Consider the following 20,946-nt stretch of genomic DNA (forward strand, 5'->3'; position numbering starts at 1 on the left):
CTTAAAGCGCAAGGCGCGAATCTGAAAGATCGCGACGCGCTTTAGGTCACGATCGATCCCGGGGCGTTGGCCCAATTCAAAACATGGTTTGCTGGACGGGAATTGGGCGGGTGACTCACACCCGCCTTTGCAAGGAGAATGCGCTCAGCCGAGATTGTCGAGCTTGGTCTGGAGCGCGCGAAGCTGTTCCTTGAGCTCGTCGATATCCTTGGCTTCGGCCTTCTTGGTTTCCTTCACCGGCGGGGCGGTGATGAAGGGCGAGAACATCTGCATCGCCTGATGGAACATCTCGGTATTGCGGCGGACCTGCTCTTCGACAAGTTGCAGCGGAACCTGCAGGTTCTTGCCGAGCGGCGTGTCACCGAAGGCCTTGTTGATCTGCTCGCGCATCTGCGACTGCTGCTCGGTGAAAGCCTGCATCGAATGCTCGAGATAGCTCGGCACCACCATCTGCATCTGATCGCCGTAGAACGAGATCAGCTGGCGCAGGAAGGAGATCGGCAGCAGCGTGTTGCCGGTCTTGGACTCCTGCTCGAAGATGATCTGCGTCAGCACGGAATGGGTGATGTCCTCTCCGGACTTTGCGTCCTGGACGATGAAATCGTCGCCCTTCTTCACCATGACAGCCAGGTCGTCGAGCGTGACATAGGTGCTGGTCCCGGTGTTGTAGAGCCGCCGGTTCGCATATTTTTTTATAACGATCTGGCCTTCGTGCTTCGCCATCAGGGTCTCCTCTCACCCATCATCCCGTCTTTATTGCGTTTTTCAGAGTATCCGCAAAAGAGCGCCGCTGACAATGTCTTTGTGCGTTGCGGCGACGCAAGTGCGAAATCTTGCGGTTGCGTCTTGGGTGACGGTTTTGTGGCACCGCATCAAGGCGTTTGACTTGCGCCGCGCGCTTTGCCAGTCTGCTTCCATTAGGCAAGAAAGATCTGAGGAAACGTCCCATGAGCAATCCCTCCATCGTGATCGCCAGCGCCGCCCGTACCGCGGTCGGATCCTTCAACGGTGCATTCGCCAACACACCGGCGCACGAACTCGGCGCCGCCGTCATCAAGGGCGTGCTCGAGCGCGCAGGCGTCGAGGCAGGCGAGGTCGACGAGGTGATCCTCGGCCAGGTCCTGCAGGCCGGCGAGGGCCAGAACCCGGCGCGCCAGGCGGCGATGAAGGCGGGTCTTCCGCAGGAGAAAACCGCCTGGGGCATGAACCAGCTCTGCGGTTCCGGTCTTCGTGCCGTGGCGCTCGGCATGCAGCAGATTGCAACCGGTGATGCGGATATCATCGTCGCCGGCGGCATGGAGTCCATGTCGATGGCGCCGCATTGCTCGCATCTTCGCGGCGGCGTGAAGATGGGCGATTTCAAGATGATCGACACGATGATCAAGGACGGTCTGACCGACGCCTTCTACGGCTATCACATGGGCATCACCGCCGAAAACGTCGCCCGCCAGTGGCAGCTCAGCCGTGAAGAGCAGGACGCCTTCGCGCTCGCCTCGCAGAACAAGGCCGAAGCGGCCCAGAAGGCCGGGCGGTTCGCCGACGAGATCATTCCCTTCATCGTCAAAGGCCGCAAGGGCGACGTCACCGTCGACCAGGACGAATATATCCGCCATGGCGCAACGCTCGACCAGATGACGAAGCTGCGTCCGGCCTTCGACAAGGAAGGCACGGTCACCGCCGGCAACGCCTCTGGCCTCAATGACGGCGCCGCGGCCACTCTGCTGATGACCGAAGCGCAGGCTTCCAAGCGCGGCATCCAGCCGCTCGCCCGTATCGTTTCCTGGGCAACGGCCGGCGTCGATCCGCAGGTCATGGGCACCGGCCCGATCCCGGCTTCGCGCAAGGCGTTGGCGAAAGCCGGCTGGGCGATCGGCGACGTCGAACTGGTCGAGGCCAACGAGGCTTTCGCGGCACAGGCATGCGCGGTCAACAAGGACCTCGGCTGGGATCCGTCGATCGTCAACGTCAATGGCGGCGCGATCGCCATCGGCCATCCGATCGGCGCTTCCGGCGCCCGCGTGCTCAACACGCTGCTCTTCGAAATGAAGCGCCGCGGCGTTTCCAAGGGGCTTGCAACGCTCTGCATCGGCGGCGGCATGGGCGTCGCCATGTGCGTCGAACGGCTCTAATCGGTTTGGCGGCATGAACAGCGCCAGGTGGGTTCCGTTTTCCCTTCTTCTGGCCGGTTCGCCGATCGTTTCCGCACATGCCAATCCCGCGCCTCTCGACGAGGCGCGGTTGGTTCAGTGCATGCTGGAACATACGACCTCGGACGACGAGGCCGTTTTCAAGGACATGATGGTTGCGGCCCCGAACGATGACAGTGGCGCTTTGAAAGCGTCGCTCGTTCAGCTCTCCAGTCTGATGATGAACCTCGCGCTCACCAAGTGCGAGGTGGGTATGTCAATGCTCGCGACGCCTCAGTTCCAGGCTGCCGCCGAGCTCTACGGACGACAGGTCGGCGAAAAGCTGATGAAGAAGGCCTTTGAGAAACTGAACTGATCAAGTGGGAGGCGTGCATGAGCAGGGTAGCATTGGTCACAGGTGGGTCGCGCGGCATCGGCGCGGCAATCTCCATCGCACTCAAGAATGCCGGCTACAAGGTGGCCGCAAACTATGCCGGCAATGACGAAAAGGCTGAGGCCTTCAAGCAGGAAACCGGCATCCCGGTCTACAAGTGGGATGTTTCCAGCTATCAGTCCTGCGCCGAAGGCATCGCCAAGGTCGAGGCGGATCTCGGCCCGGTCGAAGTGCTGGTCAACAATGCGGGCATCACCCGCGACGCGATGTTCCACAAGATGACGCCCGAGCAATGGGGCGAGGTGGTCGGCACCAACCTCACCGGTCTCTTCAACATGACGCATCCGATCTGGTCCGCCATGCGCGACCGCGGTTTCGGCCGCGTCATCAACATCTCGTCGATCAACGGCCAGAAGGGCCAGATGGGCCAGGCCAACTATTCGGCGGCCAAGGCCGGTGATCTCGGCTTCACCAAGGCGCTCGCCCAGGAAGGTGCGGCGAAGGGGATCACGGTCAACGCCATCTGCCCGGGTTATATCGGCACGGAAATGGTGCGGGCGGTGCCGGAGAAGGTGCTGAACGAGCGGATCATCCCGCAGATCCCGGTTGGCCGCCTCGGCGAGCCGGAAGAAATCGCCCGCTGCGTTGTGTTCCTGGCCTCCGACGACGCCGGCTTCATCACCGGCTCGACGATTTCGGCGAATGGCGGACAGTTCTTCGTCTGACCTTTTGATCTCATCATTGCTTTTGAACGGCGCCCTTCGGGGCGCCGTTTTTGTGTAGGGCGGAGAGAAGAAACGGCTGTTCCCCCGGCATTTGGACCCGAAGCTGCGCCCGTGATTCTGTTGCCGGCGCGCGGCGCAGACACTATATCTTGTGGAGAACAAAAGCGGAATGATGCGCGTATCACGAGTCGCCATCGGATCCTCCCGTATTGGTCGAGGGTGCTCGGTGCGATTCTCATTCTCTCTGCCCAGCGAATCTGCGATGAATTTCGTTAAAAATTTTCTAGGCTTTCCAGAGTCTTGGATTCGGAATCCTTTGACCTGTCTGGCAATGGGACAGCCAGAATTGAGGCGAGTCGTGGGCTCTAACACAAGCGCGCGGCGTCAGATTCAGCATGTGGTGCAACGTTCGGTGTTGAAATCTATATGTAGTCGTGAACATACAGTGAATCGCGATGAGTCTTCGATTCGTCGCCGATTCGTTCCATGGCTGTTCCTGTTCTCGATTGCGCCAACCACAACAGGTGGTGCAATGGGCTGGGAGACGCCGAACATGGTTTTAGTTGTCGGCGCCCCTTGCGTTTGGCTCGGTGCGTGGGCATGTGTTTGCCGCCAGCGTGAAAAGACGCTGTCGTAATTTCTGAATGCCCGGGATCGATGACGTGTCCGTTCACCCCATGATCCTGAGCGGCCGCGGCGTAACCGCGGTGCTCGGGCCAACCAATACCGGCAAGACGCACTACGCGATCGAGCGCATGATCGCGCATGATAGCGGCGTCATAGGCCTGCCGCTGCGCCTCCTGGCGCGCGAGGTCTATACGCGCCTGGTCGAAAGGGTCGGCCATCACAATGTCGCGCTGATCACTGGCGAGGAGAAGATCACTCCGCATCGCGCCCGCTATTCGGTCTGCACCGTCGAAGCGATGCCGCGCGAGACGACCGCGTCCTTCGTGGCGATCGACGAAGTGCAGCTTGCCGGCGATCTCGAGCGCGGTCACATCTTCACCGACCGGATCCTGCATCTGAGGGGGCGTGGCGAGACGCTGCTTCTGGGGGCTGCAACGATGCGGCCGATCCTGGAGCACCTCCTGCCCGGCATTACCGTCGTCGAGCGGCCGCGCATGTCGCAACTGCTCTATGCCGGTTCGAAGAAAATCACCCGCCTGCCGCATCGCTCGGCGATCGTCGCCTTCTCGGCCGACGAAGTCTATGCGATCGCCGAACTGATCCGTCGCCAGCGCGGCGGTGCCGCCGTCGTGCTCGGCGCGCTTTCGCCGCGCACGCGCAATGCGCAGGTGGCGCTCTATCAGGAAGGCGACGTCGAATATATGGTGGCGACCGACGCGATCGGCATGGGTCTCAACCTCGACGTCGATCACGTCGCCTTCGCGCAGGACCGCAAGTTCGACGGCTACCAGTTTCGCAACCTGAACCCGGCGGAACTGGCGCAGGTCGCCGGGCGCGCCGGGCGACATCTGCGTGACGGAACGTTCGGCGTCACGGGTCGCGTCGATCCTTTCGACAACGAGCTCGTCCATCGCATCGAGTCGCACGAGTTCGATGCGGTCAAGGTGCTGCAATGGCGCTCGAAGGCGTTCGACTATTCCTCGCTTACCGCCTTGAAGAAGAGCCTCGATGCCGCGCCGAAAGTTCCCGGCCTTGCCCGGGCGCTACCTGCGGTAGACCAGCAGGCGTTCGAGCATCTGGCCCGCTACCCGGAGGTCGTCGACATTACGACCAATGCCGAGCGCGTCGAAAAACTATGGGAAGCCTGCGCGCTGCCGGACTATCGGCGCATCACGCCCGCCCAGCACGCCGATCTGATCTCGACGATCTACACGGATCTCGTTCGCCGGGGTACGGTGAACGAGGACTTCATGGCCGAACAGGTCAGGCGTGCCGATCACACCGACGGTGAGATCGACACACTTTCGGCGCGAATCGCGCAGATCAGAACCTGGACCTATGTGTCGAACCGGCCGGGATGGCTGGCCGATCCGACACACTGGCAAGAAAAGACGCGGGAAATTGAAGATCGATTATCCGACGCACTACATGAACGGTTGACGAAACGCTTTGTTGATCGCAGGACATCTGTGCTCATGAAGCGCCTGAGAGAGAATGCTATGCTGGAAGCTGAAATCAGTGTGAATGGTGATGTCTTCGTCGAAGGACACCACGTAGGACAACTAACCGGTTTCCGGTTTACGCTGGCGACCGGCGGCGACGGCCCGGATGCCAAGGCCGTGCAGGGCGCTGCCCAGAAGGCGCTGGCGCTCGAGTTCGAGGCGCGGGCCGCACGTCTGCACGCCTCGGGCAACAACGACCTGGCGCTTTCGTCGGATGGTCTCGTGCGCTGGCTCGGCGATCCCGTCGCCCGTCTGGCAGCGAGCGACCATGTCATGCGTCCGCGCGTCATCCTGCTTGCCGACGATCAGCTGCAGGCGAACGCCCGCGAGCATGTCGTGGCGCGCATCGAGCGTTTCGTGAACCATCACATCGGTACGGTGCTGAAGCCGCTCGACGATATCTCGCGCGCTGAAGACCTCGAAGGCCTCGCCAAGGGCCTTGCCTTCCAGCTCGTCGAGAACCTCGGCGTGCTCTTCCGCCGCGATGTCGCCGACGACGTGAAGTCGCTGGACCAGGACGGTCGCGCGTCGATCCGCAAATACGGCGTTCGCTTCGGCGCCTACCACATCTTCCTTCCGGCGCTCTTGAAGCCGGCTCCGGCCGAGCTGATCACGCTGCTCTGGGCGCTGAAGAACGACGGCCTCGACAAGCCCGGCTATGGCGACCTCATCCCGATGCTCGCTGCCGGCCGTACGTCGGTCGTCACCGATCCGTCCTTCGAGCGCACCTTCTACAAGCTTGCCGGCTTCCGCTTCCTCGGAAAGCGCGCCGTGCGCATCGACATCCTCGAGCGCCTGGCCGATCTCATCCGGCCGCTGCTGCAGTGGAAGCCCGGCGCGCAGCCGCGTCCTGAAGGCGCCTATGACGGCCGTCGTTTCACCGCCACCACCTCGATGCTTTCGATCCTCGGCGCAACGCCTGATGATATGGAAGAGATCCTGAAGGGCCTTGGCTATCGGGCCGACAGCGTCAAGGCCGAGGAGGCTGCGGCCTTCCTCGCCAGCCAGGACGGTGCGCCCGCCTCTGCTGCCGCCGCCTCCGAGCCGGTTGCCGCCGTCGATGACGCGGACGCTGCTGACAGCGCGACGGATGCCGAGACCGCAGCCATTGAGGCACCTGCCGCCGAGGCCGAGAACGCTGAGGGCAAAGTCGCCACCAGCGACGTGCAACCAGCCGAAGCTCAAGTCGCCGAGACCGGAGAACCGGTCGAAGCCAAGCCCGTGCTGCTGTGGCGTCCCGGCACCCGCCAGGATAACCAGCGCCAGGGCGGCGGTCGCCACCAGGGCGACCAGCGTCGCGGCGGCCAGCGCCATGGACATGGCCAAGGCCAAGGCCAGGGCGAGGGACGTGAGGGCGGACGCAAGGGCGGCCAGCCGGTGCGCGGCAAGCGCCATGACGGCGGCAAGTCGGAAGGCGGTCCGCGCCAGGACCGTGGTGACCGCCATGATCGCCACGACCGCGGCGGCAAGCCCGGCCAGGGCAAGTTCGAGGCGCGCCCGCCGCGTCGCGAGAAGCCGGTGGATCCGGATTCGCCCTTCGCCAAGCTCGCGGCGCTCAAGGAGCAGATGAAGAAGTAAGGCAGGTCATGGAAAAACAGCCCACGTCCAACCCGGCATCGCGCCAGCGTCTCGACAAGTGGCTGTTTTTCACGCGGCTGATCAAATCGCGCTCGCTTGCGCAAAAAGCGATCGAGGACGGCCGCGTGGCCGTCAACGAGCAGCGCGTGACGCAGTCGTCGTTTCAGGTCAAGACGGGGGACCTGCTTGAGCTCGTCCTCGACCGCCGCAGCGTGACCGTGCGCGTGCTTGCTCCAGGGGAACGACGTGGCCCCTACGAGGAAGCGCGGCTTCTTTATGATGATCTCACGCCGGAATTGCCTAAGGAGAAACTCTCGGCATTTGATCTCGCCACACGCGACCGTGGGGCGGGACGCCCGACCAAGAAAGAGCGGCGGGATACCGATCGGCTAAAACCCGATTTCGATCCGCGCGAGGATTAGAAAACTCTGCCTTTGCCGCGGCGTTTCGCGCATTGAATATTCTTGCAAAGGGTCCATAAAGCCTTTACCTGACAGACCCACGTTGGGTGCATCGGTCTTGCTTCGGCAGCTATGCGCGCCGGACATTCCTAGCATGCGCGGACGATGAGCATCACCATTGATTGCCGTCTGCCATCAAACGTGAGCATTGGCTGGAGTACCTCATGACGTATGTCGTGACCGACAATTGCATTCGCTGCAAGTATATGGACTGTGTCGAAGTCTGCCCCGTGGACTGCTTCTATGAGGGCGAGAATTTCCTCGTCATCCATCCCGACGAGTGCATCGATTGCGGCGTTTGCGAGCCGGAATGTCCTGCCGAGGCGATCAAGCCGGACACCGAGCCGGGCCTTGATATGTGGTTGAAAGTGAACGCTGATTTTGCCACGAAGTGGCCGAACGTCACGGTCAAGCGCGACCCGATGCCGGAAGCCAAGGAGATGGACGGCGTCGAAGGCAAGTACGAGAAGTTCTTCTCCGCCGAGCCGGGACAGGGCGACTGAGACGGACGATCTCTATCGTTCGTCGAGGCTGACGCAGCGAGCGCGACCCAGCGCGCCAAACCTGGGGAAAAACCCGCACTGCGCTCGCAGGTGCGAGAATGGTGGCTTGATGGCTGCCATGCAGCAAATTATTGATTTCGGCACTTTTTTGTGATAGGTTCCTTCTACTGATCCACAGAGGGTGTTTTTGCGCGCCCGAAAACCATCACGAAAGCAAACGATCTCCAAAAGGCGGTTTCTCCCTATTACGCAACATGGCTTTGCTCTGTTGCGACCGCATTTCATGAGGCTGTTTGCGTTCCGTGGACGGACCAGGATGTACCCACCCGGCGGTATCCCCGTCTATCCCGGGCCTCACTGACCCGGCCCCGGCCAGAATGGCCGGCGCGAAACAGGGAGTTTTTGAAACGAATGACGACCCAGCAGAAAAAATCTTCGACACGCCAGGGCTTCAAGACCGGTGAATCGATCGTCTATCCGGCCCACGGCGTTGGCCAGATCGTGGCGATCGAAGAGCAGGAAGTCGCGGGCATGAAGCTTGAGCTTTTTGTCATCGATTTCGAGAAGGACAAGATGCGGTTGAAGGTGCCGGTGGCCAAGGCTGTCAGCATCGGCATGCGCAAGCTGTCTGAAACCGATTTCGTCGATCGTGCGTTGAAGGTTGTGCAGGGCAAGGCTCGCGTGAAGCGCACCATGTGGTCGCGCCGCGCCCAGGAATACGATGCCAAGATCAACTCCGGCGACCTGATTTCCATCGCGGAAGTCGTTCGCGATCTCTATCGCGCCGAAAACCAGCCGGAACAGTCCTATTCCGAACGCCAGCTCTATGAAGCTGCCCTCGACCGCATGGCGCGCGAAATCGCTGCCGTGAACAAAATGTCGGAGACCGAAGCTGTGCGCCTCGTCGAGGCCAACCTCAGCAAGGGCCCGAAGCGCGGCAAGGCGATCGACGAAGACGACGCCCAGGACGAAGCAGCATAAGCTTCCAACCCGCAGTGAGACTGCAAAAAAGCCCGGCCATCGCGCCGGGCTTTTTCTTTGATCTGATGGAACTTTTGCCCGCCACGCGCATTTACATTAGCCGGCAGGAACGCGCCGCTTTCGCGCCGGGCGATCTTGGTTCTGTGATCCGTCACCGTTCAGGTTCGTGATTTTGAAGTTAGGGCGCCGCGTCGTTTCTTCAAGTTCGGCGCTGGGGCTCTTGAGCGGGGAAGGAAAAGATCATGCGGTTTTCCGCGCCCATCCCGCTCTGACTTAAAAGAACCGATCACGATGATTTGGATCGATCCGATCCAAATCATCGTGATCTAGACGCCCCTGCTGCCGGACGCGCCATCTGTCCGGCCTTTTAGACTTCACACGCAATGGCGCCCGGGCGCCAGTCACGGAGTGATCGATGAAAACTCTCACTGCAGACCGGCGGATGATCAAGATCGCAATGGAGGCGCCTTATCTCGAGCGCGACGAGGAGCACGCGCTGGCACAGGCCTGGCGGAACGACCATGATCAGGAAGCCCGCAACAAGATCGCCATGTCGCATATGCGGCTCGTGATCTCGATGGCAGCGAAGTTCCGCAACTTCGGCCTGCCCATGGGCGACTTGGTGCAGGAAGGCCATATCGGCCTCCTGGAAGCGGCGGCCCGCTTCGAACCCAGCCGTGAGGTCAGGTTTTCGACCTATGCGACCTGGTGGATCCGGGCATCGATGCAGGACTATGTCCTGCGCAATTGGTCGATCGTCCGGGGCGGCACGAGTTCGGCTCAGAAGGCGCTGTTCTTCAATCTGCGGCGGTTGCGTGCACGTCTGGCGCAAGGCGACAGGCAACTTACATCGCAGGCTATGCATGAGGAAATTGCCGCGGCGCTCGGCGTCAGCATCGCCGATGTGCAGACCATGGATGCGCGGCTTTCCGGCAGCGACACTTCCTTGCAGGCCCCCGTTGGCGGCGCCGATTCCGATGGCGGCGAGCGGCTGGATTTCCTGGCCAGCGATGCGCCGCTTCCGGACGAACAGGTCAGCGACATGATCGACGGCGAGCGGGCCCGTGTGTGGCTCCGCGATGCGCTGGGTGCCTTGACCGAAAGGGAGATGCGGATCATCCGTGCACGACGACTGTCGGAGGACGGTGCGACGCTGGAAGAGCTCGGCCTCGATCTCGGCATTTCCAAGGAACGGGTGCGACAGATCGAAACTCGGGCGCTCGAAAAGCTCAGAGTGGCGCTCGCGACCAAAGCGCCGGCCCTGACTGCGGGCATTCACTAAAGCTTGTCGCGCAAAAGTGCGCAGCGGTTTTGTGATAACGACCTGCGAAATGTCGAGGGCTTAAAGCGCAAGGAGTGAATCTGAAAGATCGCGACGCGCTTTAGCCGTGCATGTTTTCTTTGGCCGTAGCCGGTCAAAGGACAAAACCATGCAGCACTTCAAAGTGCCTTTGCGTGTCTGACAGGACGCGCGGCGCTGTAGGCCTCAGGGGCATAGTCGTACGGGCTCGGACCTCAATCTGAGGCACTGCCCTGTGTTCGAACATCGAGGTCTGGCGCAGCAGCGAAGGCCGGAGCCTTCAGCAGCATATGCGCCTTGGTGCAGGTGCGGTGAGGCTGCCGTGCTTACTCGGAAACGATCTTGACCTTGTCGCCCGGCTTCACTGTCGAGGTGACCTGCATCGCATTGATCACCCGGAACAGGTCCAGCTTGCGATCCGTCCCCATCATGCGGGCGGAAAGCGTTGCGATCGTCTCGCCGGGCCTTACCGTTACGACGCGGATGCGCAGCGGCTTCAGCGATTGGGCCTCGCCCTGCGTCATGCGGCGGAACGAGCTGCGCAGCTGGTTCGCTGTCGGCTCGAGCGCGTTCGAACCCTTGGGAACGGCGGTCAGGAAGCGGTAGATGCGGGTGTCGATGCGGATGACCGTGACATCGAAATCCCAGCGATCGGCCGAGGCACGCGCGGTCGCGGCTTCCAGACCGTTGATGTTGATCGGCCTGATCGTGTCGGGCTGCAGGCCGGTGACCCAGCCGCTGGCGATATAGTCGGTCAGGCTGCGACCGCCCGTATCCGCCACGCCGTCGAAGCGCACAGCGATGTCACCGGGTCCGGTCGCAAGGACCGCTTCTGCCTTGTTGTCGATCTGGAAGCCGGTCGGCACGTCGAAACGGATTCCGAGCTGGCCGTGCAGGAAGGTCTGGCCGCGGACATAGCCTTCCTGGGGGCTGTCGCCGTAGAGCAGGCCGTCGATACCGGCGAGGTAATAGTCCCGGCCGCGATCGCCGCTGGTGCCTTCCGGCCCGAAGGCGCGGGCATGCCTGCGCGCAAGGTCCACACGCTGCGGTGCATTCGGGTGGCTCGACAGGAAGTCGAGGCTCTGGTCGGATTCCGGATCGACGGCGGTAAAGCGGCTATAGGCTGCCATCGAGTCCAGGAAGCGTGCGGCGGCGTAAGGATCGTAGCCGGCTTCGCCGAGCATGCGCACACCGATGACGTCGGCCTGGAGCTCCTGGTTGCGCGAGAAGGCCGCAAGCCGCAGCTTGCCGCGGGCGAGCGCCTGCTTGCCGGCGAGATCGGACGACAGCACCTCGGAGACCACGCGGCTGGCGATGACTTCCGCTTCCTCGCGTTGCTGACGTTCGATGCCGTGGTTGGCGGTGACGTGCGCCATCTCGTGCGAGAGTACGGCGGCGACTTCGGAGGCATCATTGGCAAGGGCCAGCAGGCCGCGGGTGACATAGAGATAGCCGCCCGGCAGTGCAAAGGCGTTGATCGCCGGCGAATTGAGGATGGTGATGCGGTAGGACTGCTGCGGGTTCTCCGAGACGGCGGTCAGCGCTCCGGCGATGCGGGCGACCAGCCGTTCGGTCTTCGCGTCCTTGTATTCGCCGCCATAGCTTGCGACGATGCGCGGATGTTCGCGTGCGCCCATCTTCGCGCGCGGATCGTTCTTCTGGACCTCGTCGACAATCTGCGGATTGGACGAGGGCGAAACTGTCGGCTCGTAGGATTGCTCGATCACCGACTGGCATGCGGAGAGAAGCGCGGTCGCGATCAGTGCAACCACGGCGCGTGCACGCAGCCGTCCGCGTTTCGGCGGGAACCGGTCGTGTGTGACTGTATGCCTCTCCATGCCTCAGCCCGTTTCCCGTCTGTCGCTCCACCCGCATGCAGCGGGGCAATGGAACGACAGCGTTGAAAGTCCTACTTTTTCAGTCCGGCAGCGTTGCTCCGCCGCGACTGTTCAGCCCTGGTCTTGCTGTATCTGATTTCAGCGCCACCTGCCTAGTTTGTCTCGGTAGAAATAGTTGCCCCGTGGTATCACGGCAACGGATGCGCGAATATTCGCGCTCCCGGCCGGATATTTCGCGCGTCGCACGGCGCCGCGGTCAAATTGTGGCGATCGGCTGAGGGCGAGGAGAAACCGGCCCCACCGTCACGCGTTGCCAAGAAAGCGGTCGATTGCCGCATTGTCGCGCCGCTCCAGGAAGCGGTCGAGCGTATCGTGTGCAATGATACGCCCCTGGTCGAGAAAAAGCACGCTATCGGCCAACGCCTTCACGTCTTCGGGATGGTGCGTGATCATCAGAATGGTGTTGCCTTCTTCCGCGTGCAGTTCGCCAAGAAGCGTGCGCATGCCGGTGCGCATCCCGGGGTCGAGGGCCGCAAATGGTTCATCCAGCAAGAGCAGGGGGCGGTGCCGCACAAGTGCGCGGGCGAGCGCGACCCGCTGGCGTTCGCCGCCGGAAAGCGTAGGCGGCAGCCTTCGTCCGAAGCCTTCAAGCCCAACGCGGCGAAGCGCGTCCTCGATCCTCTTCCGATCTTCGTCCGTCAGGCGAAGTGCCGGGTCGATACCGAGGCCGACATTGGTCGCGACATCGAGATGGGCGAAGAGATTGTTGTCCTGGAAGATCATCGAGACCGGACGCTCCGAAGGTGCCTGGTTGGCAGCGTTCTGGCCGAGGACACGGATCTCGCCGTGGTCGGCATCTTCAAAGCCTGCGATGAGGTGAAAGAGCGTCGACTTGCCGGAACCGGAGGCGCCGGCAACGGCGACGATGCCGCCGGCAGCGATAGTGCAATCGAAGTGCAGCGTGGTCGTTTCGAAACGAATCTCGACATTGCGCAGTTCTATGGCAGCGTTGGGCTCGGTCATGCTTTGCGTCCTTCCCGCCGGCGGACGTCTTCCGTTGTGCCGAGGATGGTGAAGATCAGGCAGAGAAGCCCGAGGAAGAGGGCGAGGCCGGCCGCATCGGCGGTGCGGTAGCTGCCCATGCGGCTATAGAGCAGCCAGGGAAGCGTCACCATGTCCTGCGAGCCGAACAGGGCGACGGCGCCGAGATCGCCGAGCGATAGCGCCATGGCGAAGGAGAGCGCCATCAGCAGTGGCCTTCGGAGCGCCGGAAGGTCGATCCATCGCAGGCGATGAAAACCGCGGATGCCGAGGCTCGCGGTCAGCCGCTCGGAACGCGCCGCGTGCGTCGCCATGGCCGGCGCCAGGATGCGGTGGACGAAAGGAAGCGCCATCAGGGCGTTGATTGCCACGACGATGGCAGGCGCAAAGCGCGCGACATCGCCGAAGGGGCGAAGGAGCAGAAACCAGCCGGCGCCGAGCACGACAGGCGGCACCAGCAGGATCAGCGAGGTACTGGCGCCGATCGCACCGGCAAGGCCGTGTGCCGGCGCGCCCGCATGGCGTGGCGCGGTGACCGTCGCCGCGGCGCGGATCATCACGGCCGCCATGGCGACGGAGGCGAGTGCCGAGGCGAGCGCGATCGCCGCACTCGTCATCAGTGCCCGGTGCACGCTCGGATCGCGCGCGAGCTTCAGAAGATCGGCCTGCAGGCCGGAGACGACCACCGCAATCAACGGGGCGATGAGAAAGAGCAATGCCAGGATGATCCAGGCGCCATCGTTGAACAGCGCCGCTGTGGTTGTGCCATCGAAGCGTCGAACGGTTCGGCCGCCGGTCATGCCCTCTTCCGGATCCGTTGCCAGACGTCTGAGGATGAGAAGCAGGACGCCGGTCATGGCGATCTGCAGGCCGGACAGCGCGATGGCGCGTGGCGGATCGAAATCGAAGCGCAGCGCCTGATAGATCGCGACCTCGATGGTGCTGGCAGCGGGCCCGCCGCCAAGCGTCAGCACGAGCGTGAAGCTGGTGGCGCAGAGCATGAAGACGAGGCCGGCCGCGCCTGGCAACAGGCCGCGCAGGACGGGCCATTCGATGAAGCGGAAGAGCGCTCGGGAGGGCATGCCGAGATTGGCAGCGCTGCGCCAGTATTCGGCGGGAATGCGCTCGAGGCCGGCCAGGAACAGGCGCGCCGCAAGCGGCATGTTGAAGAAGACATGGGCAAGCAGGATGCCGAACAGGCCATAGATGCTGATCGGTTGCTCGAGGCCGAGCCAGCGCAGGCCGGAATTGAGGAAGCCCTGGCGTCCCCAGATCTCGATCAGCCCGAGTGCGCCGACGAGAACGGGCAGGCCGAGCGGCAGCGCCATCAGCCGCAACAGCCAGATCCGGCCGAAGAAACGCGGCCGCCGCGCCAGCGCCCGCGCCACCGGTATCGCGAAGAGCACGGACAGCAGAGTGGAAAGGCTTGCCTGCAGCAGCGTGAAGCGGGTGACGCGCCAGATATAGGCGTCGAACAGAGTGCCTTCGTCCGTGCCGCCGGTTTGGGCGAGCAAGGCGGCGATCGCCAGGCCGACGAAGAGCAGGAAGGCGCCGAGGCAAATCGCCCCGGCGACAACAGTCATGCGGTTTTCGCGAAGTGCGAACAATCCGGCCTCAGTTCTTGCTCATGGCAGCAAGCCACTCGTCGATCCAGGCCTTGCGGTTCTTCGCGACCTCTTCCGATGGCAGCAGGAAGGTCTTCTCCGGGTTGACCAGCTTGTTGAAGGCGTCCGGCAGCGGCTCCTTGGTTGCTGCGACCGGCATCATCCAGTTGGTTGTCGGAATGATCGACTGGAATTCCGGACCGGTCATGAACGCGAGGAACTGCTTTGCCAGTTCCGGCTCCTTGGCACTCTTGGTCATGCCGGCGACTTCGATCTGGATGTAGTGACCTTCCGAGAAGGTGGCCGCCTGGTAGCGCTCGGTGTTCTCAGCGACCATGTGGTAGGCGGGCGAGGTGGTGTAGGAGAGCACCATCGGCGCTTCGCCCTTGGTGAAGAGGCCATAGGCTTCCGACCAGCCGGGGGTGACGGTCAGAACACGGTCCTTGAGCTTCGCCCAGGCAGCACCCGCCTCGTCGCCATAGACCGCCTTGACCCAAAGCAGCAATCCGAGGCCCGGCGTCGAGGTGCGCGGGTCCTCGATGACGATCTTCTGCGACGCGTCGCCTTCGACCAGTTCCTTGAGGCTCTTCGGCGGTGTCTTCAGGGTCTCGGTGTCGTAGACGACGGCGAAATGGCCGTAGTCATAGGGCAGGAAGGTGTCGTCGGAGAAGTTGCCGGGCACCTTCAGGTCCTTCGCTTCGATGCCATGCGGTGCGAAGAAGCCCGTTGCCTTTGCTTCCGCCACGAGGTTGGTGTCGAGACCGAGCACGATGTCGGCCTTCGAGGCAGCACCCTCGAGCTTTAGGCGCGTCAAGAGTTCGACGCCATCGGCAACACCGACATAGTTGACCTTGCATTCGCAGGTCTTTTCGAAGGCTTCCGCCACCTTGGCGCCCGGCCCCCATTCGGTGATGAAGCTTTCATAGGTGTAGACGGTCAGCGTCTTGTCGGCAGCGGCGGCATAACCGGTGAAAACAAGGCTTGCGCTTGCGGCCAGCGCTAGCCGGCTAAGTATTTTGAGCTGTGATGAATTGGACATGCGAAGCACCTCTCCCAAAGTTCGTTGTTGCACGGGAAAAGGGCGTATCGGTGCGATCGCGTCTAATCCCTCCGCCGGTATGAGCCGGATCAGGTTCCGCGGGTTGGCGTTTTGACGCCTCTCAGCCTCCGGCCGCCATGCGGTCGGGAGGCACCCCGTTAGAGCGGCAAGAGATTTACCGCTGCGGCGGCTTCATGGCAAGCGGTGTTTGGAATGGGCGACGCATGGGGCGAGCCCATTTTCTGTCGGGCGTTTTCGCCAACCGGCAACTGCGCTATGACACCATCACGCTTGGCCGCAAGGAGGAAATCCCATGCCAGATATGCTAGTTCGCCTTTATGCCCTTCCGGCAGAGCCCCAGTCGCGGCTTGGTTCAGGCATCAGCATCCGTCGCGCCATGGCGCCGGAACGCCGTCTGGTGGTCTCCTGGATCGAAAAGACGTTTGGCGCCGGCTGGGCAGGCGAAGCGGAAGCTGCCTTCTCCTCGACCCCGACACGCATGCACGTCGCGGTGCACGACGAAAAGATCGTCGGCTTTGCCTGCCACGACGTGACAGCGCTCGGCTTCTTCGGCCCAACCGGCGTCGATGAAGGTATGCGTGGGCAGGGCATCGGCGAGGCGCTGCTGCTTGCAAGCCTGACGGCGATGCGCGAGGCGGGCTACGGCTATGCGGTCATCGGTGGCGTCGGCCCGGCGAAGTTCTACGAGCGCGTGGCCGGCGCGATCGAAATTCCCGATTCAACACCCGGGATCTATGCCGGCATGCTATTCCCGGAACCGGTGCCGGAAGGACACTGACGGCTTCGGCAAATTGCTGCGATCGCAGCGGTTTGCGGTTTTCTTCGTTTTCCTTCCGCGATCCTTTGCGCTATGGGCATTGCCATGGCTCGATCGACCTTCACCATATTGCTTGGCGGCGCCCTCTCGGTGACCAGCCGGCTGACAGAGCAGCTCAGCGGCAGCCGCTTCGTTGCCGCTGACGGCGGCATGCGCCATGCCCGCTTGCTCGGCGTCGTGCCGGATGTCTGGGTCGGCGATTTCGATTCGACCGAAGACGCCCTGCTGTCCGAGTTCGCCTCCGTTCCACGCGAGCCCTACCCGGCGGCAAAGGCTGCGACGGATGGCGAGATCGCGGTCGAGGCTGCGTTGTCCCGCGGCGCTGATCGGCTGATCTTTGCCGGCGCGCTTGGCGGCAGCCGCAGCGACCATGCCTTCCTGCACCTGCTGCAGGCCGCAGCGCTTGCCGAGCGCGGGCTTTCGGTGCTGATGACCTCGGGCGAGGAAGAAGCCTACCCGCTGCTGGCAGGCACGCTCGATCTCGACCTGCCGAAAGGTTGTCTCTTTTCCGTGCTGGGATTGACCGAGCTGACCGGCCTTTCGATCGTCAATGCGCGCTATCCGCTTGACGATTTCACCCTGCCGTTCGGATCGTCCCGAACCGTTTCCAACGTCGCGGAGGGTCCCCTTCGCTTCAGCCTCAAGAGCGGACGCGCCATCGTGCTTGCCCGCCCCTATGATCTTTCCGGAGCCTGAGCCTTGGCGCCCCCAATTCTGAAACTCGACGATATCTTCTTGACCTTCGGCGGCGCGCCGCTGCTTGCCGGTGCCAATCTGCAAGTGGAACCGGGCGATCGCATCTGCCTTGTCGGGCGCAATGGCTCGGGCAAGTCGACCTTGATGAAGATCGCCGCGGGCCTTTCAGAGGCACAGTCGGGCGAGGTGTTCCGCCATCCCTCAGCGACCATCCGCTATCTCCACCAGGCGCCGGATTTCGACGGCTACGACACGGTGCAGGCCTATGCCGAAGCCGGCCTCGGACCGAGCGACGATCCCTATCGCGTCGCCTACCTGCTGCAGCATCTGGGCCTGACCGGCGAAGAAGACCCGACGCGCCTTTCGGGCGGTGAGGCGCGCCGTGCCGCACTGGCGCGCGTCATGGCGCCGGAACCTGACATCTTGCTGCTTGACGAACCGACCAACCATCTCGACCTGCCGACGATCGAATGGCTGGAAGAGGAGCTTACCCGCAGCCGTTCGGCGCTGGTGTTGATCTCGCACGACCGGCGCTTCCTGGAGAAGGTCTCGACGGCGACCGTTTGGCTCGACCGTGGCCAGTCGCGCCGGCTCGATCGCGGCTTTGGCCATTTCGAAGCCTGGCGCGACGAGGTGCTGGAGGCCGAGGAACTGGAGCAGCACAAGCTCGGCAAGGCGATCGAGCGCGAGGAGCACTGGCTGCGCTACGGCGTGACGGCGCGGCGCAAGCGCAACATGCGCCGCCTCGGCGAGTTGCAGACCATGCGCGCGGTCTATCGCGGCCACAAGGGGCCTCAAGGCACCGTGCAGGCAACGGCAGCTGACGCCAAGGAGTCCGGCAAGCTGGTGATCGAGGCCGAAAAGGTCAGCAAGGCCTATGGTGACCGCACCATCGTCGCGCCCTTCTCGATCCGCGTCCATCGCGGTGACCGCATCGGTCTCGTCGGTCCGAACGGTGCCGGCAAGACGACGCTCCTCAAGATGTTGACCGGTCAGATCGAGCCGGACACAGGCACGGTCAAGCTCGGCACCAACCTCGAAATGGCGACGCTCGACCAGAAGCGCGAAGACCTCAACCTGGACGACACGCTGGCCCATTACCTGACCGACGGGCGCGGCGACAACCTGCTTGTCAACGGTGAGCAGCGCCACGTTACCGGCTACATGAAGGATTTCCTGTTCCAGCCGGAACAGGCGCGCACGCCGATCCGCGAGCTCTCGGGTGGCGAGCGCGCTCGGCTGATGCTGGCGCGCATTCTTTCGCGGGCGACCAATCTTCTGATCCTCGACGAGCCGACCAACGACCTCGACATCGAGACGCTGGACCTGTTGCAGGAGATCGTCGCCGGCTTTGCCGGAACGGTCATTCTCGTCAGCCACGACCGTGACTTTCTCGATCGCACCGTCACCTCGACGATCGCGCCGGCAAACCCGGAGGAGCCGGATGGCCGCTGGATCGAATATGCTGGCGGCTATTCCGACATGATGGCGCAGCGCAAGGGCGCGATTGAAGAAAAGCGCAAGGCAGAGAAGGCGGAAAAGGCCAAAGCCGACGCCGCTGCACCCTCCGCCGATGCGCCGAAGGCCGCCAAGGGCAAGCTTTCCTACAAGCAGAAATTCGCGCTCGAAAACCTGCCGAAGGAGATCGCCAAGGCAGAGGCCGAGGCCGCCAAGCGCGAAGAAAAGATGGCTGATCCCAAGCTTTTCACAAAAGATCCAAACGCCTTTGCGAAGCTCGCGCAGGAACTGGAGAAGCTACGTGCGGATCTCGCCCGCATGGAGGAGGAATGGCTGGAGCTCGAAATGCTGCGCGAGGAGCTCGAAGGCTAGCCGCAACCAGTGGCGCGTTGAACAGCGTCAGGAGATATGATAAGAAAAACTTATTATATCATTTGTGAATGATCCTGATGCCCTTCAAACTTGAATCCGAAACCATCGGAATGCTGCTCACGGACGTCTCGCGCCTTTTGCGCGGGGCTTTCGACCGCAAGGTCAATGCCATGGACCTGGGCATCACCCCCGGCGAGGCGCGCACGCTGATCCAGGTGGCGCTGAAAGAGGGCATCAAGCAGGCCGAGATCGCCACCCGCATGGGCATCGAGCCGATGACGCTTTCGGCCTATCTCGATCGGCTGGAGGCGATGGGCCTTGTTGCCCGCGTACCGGATCCGGCGGATCGCCGCGCCAAGAACGTCGCCATCACCGAGAAGGCCGGTCCGCTGCTCACCGAGCTGATGACGGGGCTCAGGGAGATGATGAACGCCTATACTGCCGGGCTCGACGAGGCGACGCGCGAGGTTCTCTGCGCCAATCTGCGCATCCTGCGCGACAACTTGCGTGAGCTTGACCCGTGCCTTGCCGGCAAGGAGACAGCGGAGAAGTCCGAGGACCAGCCTGGAGCCTCGCAATGACGCGTCGCATGAGCGAGCGGCGCACCAGCATCATCGGGGCGTTCCTGGTGGCGCTCGGGCCAGTTTCCATGGCGCTCTATACGCCGGCGATGCCGGAGCTGGTGCGGGCGTTTTCGTCGAGCGAAGCGGCGATCAAGATGACGCTGTCGCTCTATTTCGCCGGCTTCGCCTTTGCCCAGCTCGTTTCCGGCACGCTATCCGACGTCATCGGGCGCCGCCGCGCGACGCTGATCTTCATGGCGATCTATCTCGTCGGCAGCCTGATGTCTGCCTTTGCGCCGTCGGTTGCGGAGCTGCTTGCCGGGCGCCTGGTTCAGGGTATCGGTGCTTCCGTCGGTATGACGGTGGCGCGGGCGATCGTGCGGGACCAGTTCACCGGGACCGAAGCGGCGCGGATCATGAACATGATCGGCATGATGCTGGCGCTGGGGCCAGCCTTATCGCCGACGCTCGGCGGTCTGGCGCTCGGCCTTTTCGGCTGGCAGTCGATCTTCTTGCTGATGGTCGGCTTTGCCGCCATGGCTTGCATCACCGTGCAGTTCTTTATGGCCGAGACCGCGACGCCCGATCCGAGCAAGGGACACCTAAGGCCGATCTTGGCGGCCTATCGCAGGTTGGTGAGCGACAGCCGCTTCGTCTCCTCGACGCTCGTCATCGGCGGAGCTGTCGGCGCGCTCTATGCCTGGGCGACGATGCTGCCTTTTGTGCTGATCAACGAAGTCGGCCTGACGCCGACCGAGTTCGGTGTCGGCATGCTGATGCAGTCGGGGCTGTTCTTTTCGGGAACGGTGGTGGTACGGCTGCTGATGCGCCGGTTCACGCCGCAGGCGCTGGTACCGGCAGGCCTCGTCTTCATCGGTCTCGCCAGCCTGATCCTCGCCTACAGCATGCACGCGCTGTCGCCGAGCTTCCTTTCGGTCATGCTGCCGATCGGCGTCTATGCCTTCGGCATCGCCTTCGTCATGCCCTACATGATGACGGCGGCGATGGCGCCCTTTCCCGATATCGCCGGCACGGCATCCGCGATGATGGGCTTCGTCCAGATGGGCTCAGGCCTGCTCGGTGGCGCGATCGCCGCTGCGGTGGGGGTCCCGGTGCTGGCACTCGGCACGATCATTCCGAGCTTCGGCCTCGTCTCTATCCTCAGCTATGTCTGGTATCGCCGGACGGTTCGGCTGAAGCCGCTGGCGGCGGCCGTTGACCGCGAGGATCCGCTGCTGGAGGCGGCGGAGTAGCGGAAACAAAAAAGCCTCCGCGAACGGATCGCGGAGGCTTTGTCTTT

General features: G+C 62.9%; 18 protein-coding genes and 1 riboswitch. Of the genes, 13 read left to right on the top strand and 5 right to left on the bottom strand.

Annotation, left to right across the window (positions count from 1 at the left end; all coding sequences use genetic code 11):
- Window positions 1–144: 144 nt before the first annotated feature.
- The gene (gene phaR / locus ACTJKE_RS02940) at window positions 145–723 is read right to left on the bottom strand and encodes a polyhydroxyalkanoate synthesis repressor PhaR (protein ID WP_057254883.1); all 579 of its coding nucleotides are present in this window, start codon (window positions 721–723) and stop codon (window positions 145–147) included.
- Window positions 724–947: 224 nt separating this feature from the next.
- Between phaR and ACTJKE_RS02945 the strand changes: the two genes are divergently transcribed.
- From ACTJKE_RS02945 to ACTJKE_RS02980, 8 genes are all read left to right on the top strand, one after another.
- On the top strand, window positions 948–2,129 hold the full coding sequence (locus tag ACTJKE_RS02945) for an acetyl-CoA C-acetyltransferase (protein ID WP_058321666.1): 1,182 nt from the start codon (window positions 948–950) through the stop codon (window positions 2,127–2,129).
- Between the two features lie 13 nt (window positions 2,130–2,142).
- Window positions 2,143–2,502, top strand: a complete 360-nt coding sequence (locus tag ACTJKE_RS02950; protein ID WP_057254885.1) for a hypothetical protein — start codon at window positions 2,143–2,145, stop codon at window positions 2,500–2,502.
- Window positions 2,503–2,519: 17 nt separating this feature from the next.
- On the top strand, window positions 2,520–3,245 hold the full coding sequence (locus ACTJKE_RS02955) for a beta-ketoacyl-ACP reductase (protein ID WP_058321668.1): 726 nt from the start codon (window positions 2,520–2,522) through the stop codon (window positions 3,243–3,245).
- Between the two features lie 677 nt (window positions 3,246–3,922).
- Window positions 3,923–6,952, top strand: coding sequence for a helicase-related protein (locus tag ACTJKE_RS02960; protein WP_440691218.1), 3,030 nt, complete (start codon window positions 3,923–3,925; stop codon window positions 6,950–6,952).
- Between the two features lie 8 nt (window positions 6,953–6,960).
- A complete protein-coding gene (locus ACTJKE_RS02965; protein WP_057254887.1) occupies window positions 6,961–7,374 on the top strand; it encodes an RNA-binding S4 domain-containing protein in 414 nt (137 codons plus the stop codon).
- Window positions 7,375–7,577: 203 nt separating this feature from the next.
- A complete protein-coding gene (gene fdxA / locus ACTJKE_RS02970; protein WP_057254888.1) occupies window positions 7,578–7,916 on the top strand; it encodes a ferredoxin FdxA in 339 nt (112 codons plus the stop codon).
- Window positions 7,917–8,327: 411 nt separating this feature from the next.
- Window positions 8,328–8,897 carry a CarD family transcriptional regulator gene (locus ACTJKE_RS02975; protein ID WP_034802893.1) on the top strand — a complete coding sequence of 190 codons (570 nt, stop codon included), beginning with the start codon at window positions 8,328–8,330 and terminating at the stop codon, window positions 8,895–8,897.
- A 415-nt stretch (window positions 8,898–9,312) separates the two neighbouring features.
- Window positions 9,313–10,179 carry an RNA polymerase factor sigma-32 gene (locus tag ACTJKE_RS02980; RefSeq protein WP_057254889.1) on the top strand — a complete coding sequence of 289 codons (867 nt, stop codon included), beginning with the start codon at window positions 9,313–9,315 and terminating at the stop codon, window positions 10,177–10,179.
- 344 nt (window positions 10,180–10,523) lie between these two features.
- On the opposite strand, the gene ACTJKE_RS02985 is transcribed toward ACTJKE_RS02980, so the two are convergent.
- The 4 genes from ACTJKE_RS02985 to thiB form a co-directional block, all read right to left on the bottom strand.
- Window positions 10,524–12,035, bottom strand: a complete 1,512-nt coding sequence (locus ACTJKE_RS02985) for a M48 family metalloprotease (protein WP_057254890.1) — start codon at window positions 12,033–12,035, stop codon at window positions 10,524–10,526.
- Window positions 12,036–12,338: 303 nt separating this feature from the next.
- Window positions 12,339–13,058, bottom strand: coding sequence for a thiamine ABC transporter ATP-binding protein (gene thiQ / locus ACTJKE_RS02990; RefSeq protein ID WP_057254891.1), 720 nt, complete (start codon window positions 13,056–13,058; stop codon window positions 12,339–12,341).
- Window positions 13,055–14,683, bottom strand: a complete 1,629-nt coding sequence (gene thiP, locus ACTJKE_RS02995; RefSeq protein WP_256436665.1) for a thiamine/thiamine pyrophosphate ABC transporter permease ThiP — start codon at window positions 14,681–14,683, stop codon at window positions 13,055–13,057. The genes thiQ and thiP overlap by 4 nt, the downstream gene beginning before the upstream one ends.
- 7 nt (window positions 14,684–14,690) lie before the next feature.
- Window positions 14,691–15,719: a thiamine ABC transporter substrate binding subunit gene (gene thiB / locus ACTJKE_RS03000; RefSeq protein ID WP_058321672.1), complete on the bottom strand. Its 1,029-nt coding sequence runs from the start codon at window positions 15,717–15,719 to the stop codon at window positions 14,691–14,693.
- A gap of 49 nt (window positions 15,720–15,768) precedes the next feature.
- A riboswitch (TPP riboswitch) is annotated at window positions 15,769–15,887 on the bottom strand.
- A 145-nt stretch (window positions 15,888–16,032) separates the two neighbouring features.
- On the opposite strand from thiB, the gene ACTJKE_RS03005 reads away from it, so the two are divergent.
- From ACTJKE_RS03005 to ACTJKE_RS03025, 5 genes are all read left to right on the top strand, one after another.
- Window positions 16,033–16,518 (top strand): GNAT family N-acetyltransferase, encoded by a 486-nt coding sequence (locus tag ACTJKE_RS03005; RefSeq protein WP_057254893.1) that lies wholly within the window; start codon window positions 16,033–16,035, stop codon window positions 16,516–16,518.
- 84 nt (window positions 16,519–16,602) lie between these two features.
- Complete coding sequence (locus ACTJKE_RS03010) at window positions 16,603–17,253, top strand: thiamine diphosphokinase (RefSeq protein WP_057255087.1); 651 nt, start codon at window positions 16,603–16,605, stop codon at window positions 17,251–17,253.
- Window positions 17,254–17,256: 3 nt separating this feature from the next.
- Window positions 17,257–19,083, top strand: coding sequence for an ABC-F family ATP-binding cassette domain-containing protein (locus ACTJKE_RS03015; RefSeq protein ID WP_112995643.1), 1,827 nt, complete (start codon window positions 17,257–17,259; stop codon window positions 19,081–19,083).
- A gap of 77 nt (window positions 19,084–19,160) precedes the next feature.
- A complete protein-coding gene (locus tag ACTJKE_RS03020) occupies window positions 19,161–19,664 on the top strand; it encodes a MarR family winged helix-turn-helix transcriptional regulator (RefSeq protein WP_112995710.1) in 504 nt (167 codons plus the stop codon).
- Window positions 19,661–20,899, top strand: coding sequence for a multidrug effflux MFS transporter (locus tag ACTJKE_RS03025; protein WP_112995644.1), 1,239 nt, complete (start codon window positions 19,661–19,663; stop codon window positions 20,897–20,899). Before ACTJKE_RS03020 ends, ACTJKE_RS03025 begins: the two co-directional genes overlap by 4 nt.
- Window positions 20,900–20,946: the final 47 nt, after the last annotated feature.

Source organism: Ensifer sp. 22521 (genome assembly GCF_052044795.1).
Lineage (GTDB): Bacteria > Pseudomonadota > Alphaproteobacteria > Rhizobiales > Rhizobiaceae > Ensifer.

What these genes read in the sequence shown, in the direction of transcription:
- ACTJKE_RS02980 (WP_057254889.1), top strand. Translation starts at nt 9,313, where the DNA reads ATGAAAACTCTCACTGCAGACCGGCGGATGATCAAGATCGCAATGGAG.
- ACTJKE_RS03020 (WP_112995710.1), top strand. Translation starts at nt 19,161, where the DNA reads ATGCCCTTCAAACTTGAATCCGAAACCATCGGAATGCTGCTCACGGAC.
- ACTJKE_RS02950 (WP_057254885.1), top strand. Translation starts at nt 2,143, where the DNA reads ATGAACAGCGCCAGGTGGGTTCCGTTTTCCCTTCTTCTGGCCGGTTCG.
- thiQ (WP_057254891.1), bottom strand. Translation starts at nt 13,058, where the DNA reads ATGACCGAGCCCAACGCTGCCATAGAACTGCGCAATGTCGAGATTCGT.
- ACTJKE_RS02945 (WP_058321666.1), top strand. Translation starts at nt 948, where the DNA reads ATGAGCAATCCCTCCATCGTGATCGCCAGCGCCGCCCGTACCGCGGTC.
- ACTJKE_RS02955 (WP_058321668.1), top strand. Translation starts at nt 2,520, where the DNA reads ATGAGCAGGGTAGCATTGGTCACAGGTGGGTCGCGCGGCATCGGCGCG.
- ACTJKE_RS03005 (WP_057254893.1), top strand. Translation starts at nt 16,033, where the DNA reads ATGCCAGATATGCTAGTTCGCCTTTATGCCCTTCCGGCAGAGCCCCAG.
- thiB (WP_058321672.1), bottom strand. Translation starts at nt 15,719, where the DNA reads ATGTCCAATTCATCACAGCTCAAAATACTTAGCCGGCTAGCGCTGGCC.
- phaR (WP_057254883.1), bottom strand. Translation starts at nt 723, where the DNA reads ATGGCGAAGCACGAAGGCCAGATCGTTATAAAAAAATATGCGAACCGG.
- ACTJKE_RS03010 (WP_057255087.1), top strand. Translation starts at nt 16,603, where the DNA reads ATGGCTCGATCGACCTTCACCATATTGCTTGGCGGCGCCCTCTCGGTG.
- ACTJKE_RS02965 (WP_057254887.1), top strand. Translation starts at nt 6,961, where the DNA reads ATGGAAAAACAGCCCACGTCCAACCCGGCATCGCGCCAGCGTCTCGAC.
- fdxA (WP_057254888.1), top strand. Translation starts at nt 7,578, where the DNA reads ATGACGTATGTCGTGACCGACAATTGCATTCGCTGCAAGTATATGGAC.
- ACTJKE_RS02985 (WP_057254890.1), bottom strand. Translation starts at nt 12,035, where the DNA reads ATGGAGAGGCATACAGTCACACACGACCGGTTCCCGCCGAAACGCGGA.
- ACTJKE_RS02960 (WP_440691218.1), top strand. Translation starts at nt 3,923, where the DNA reads ATGATCCTGAGCGGCCGCGGCGTAACCGCGGTGCTCGGGCCAACCAAT.
- ACTJKE_RS02975 (WP_034802893.1), top strand. Translation starts at nt 8,328, where the DNA reads ATGACGACCCAGCAGAAAAAATCTTCGACACGCCAGGGCTTCAAGACC.
- ACTJKE_RS03025 (WP_112995644.1), top strand. Translation starts at nt 19,661, where the DNA reads ATGACGCGTCGCATGAGCGAGCGGCGCACCAGCATCATCGGGGCGTTC.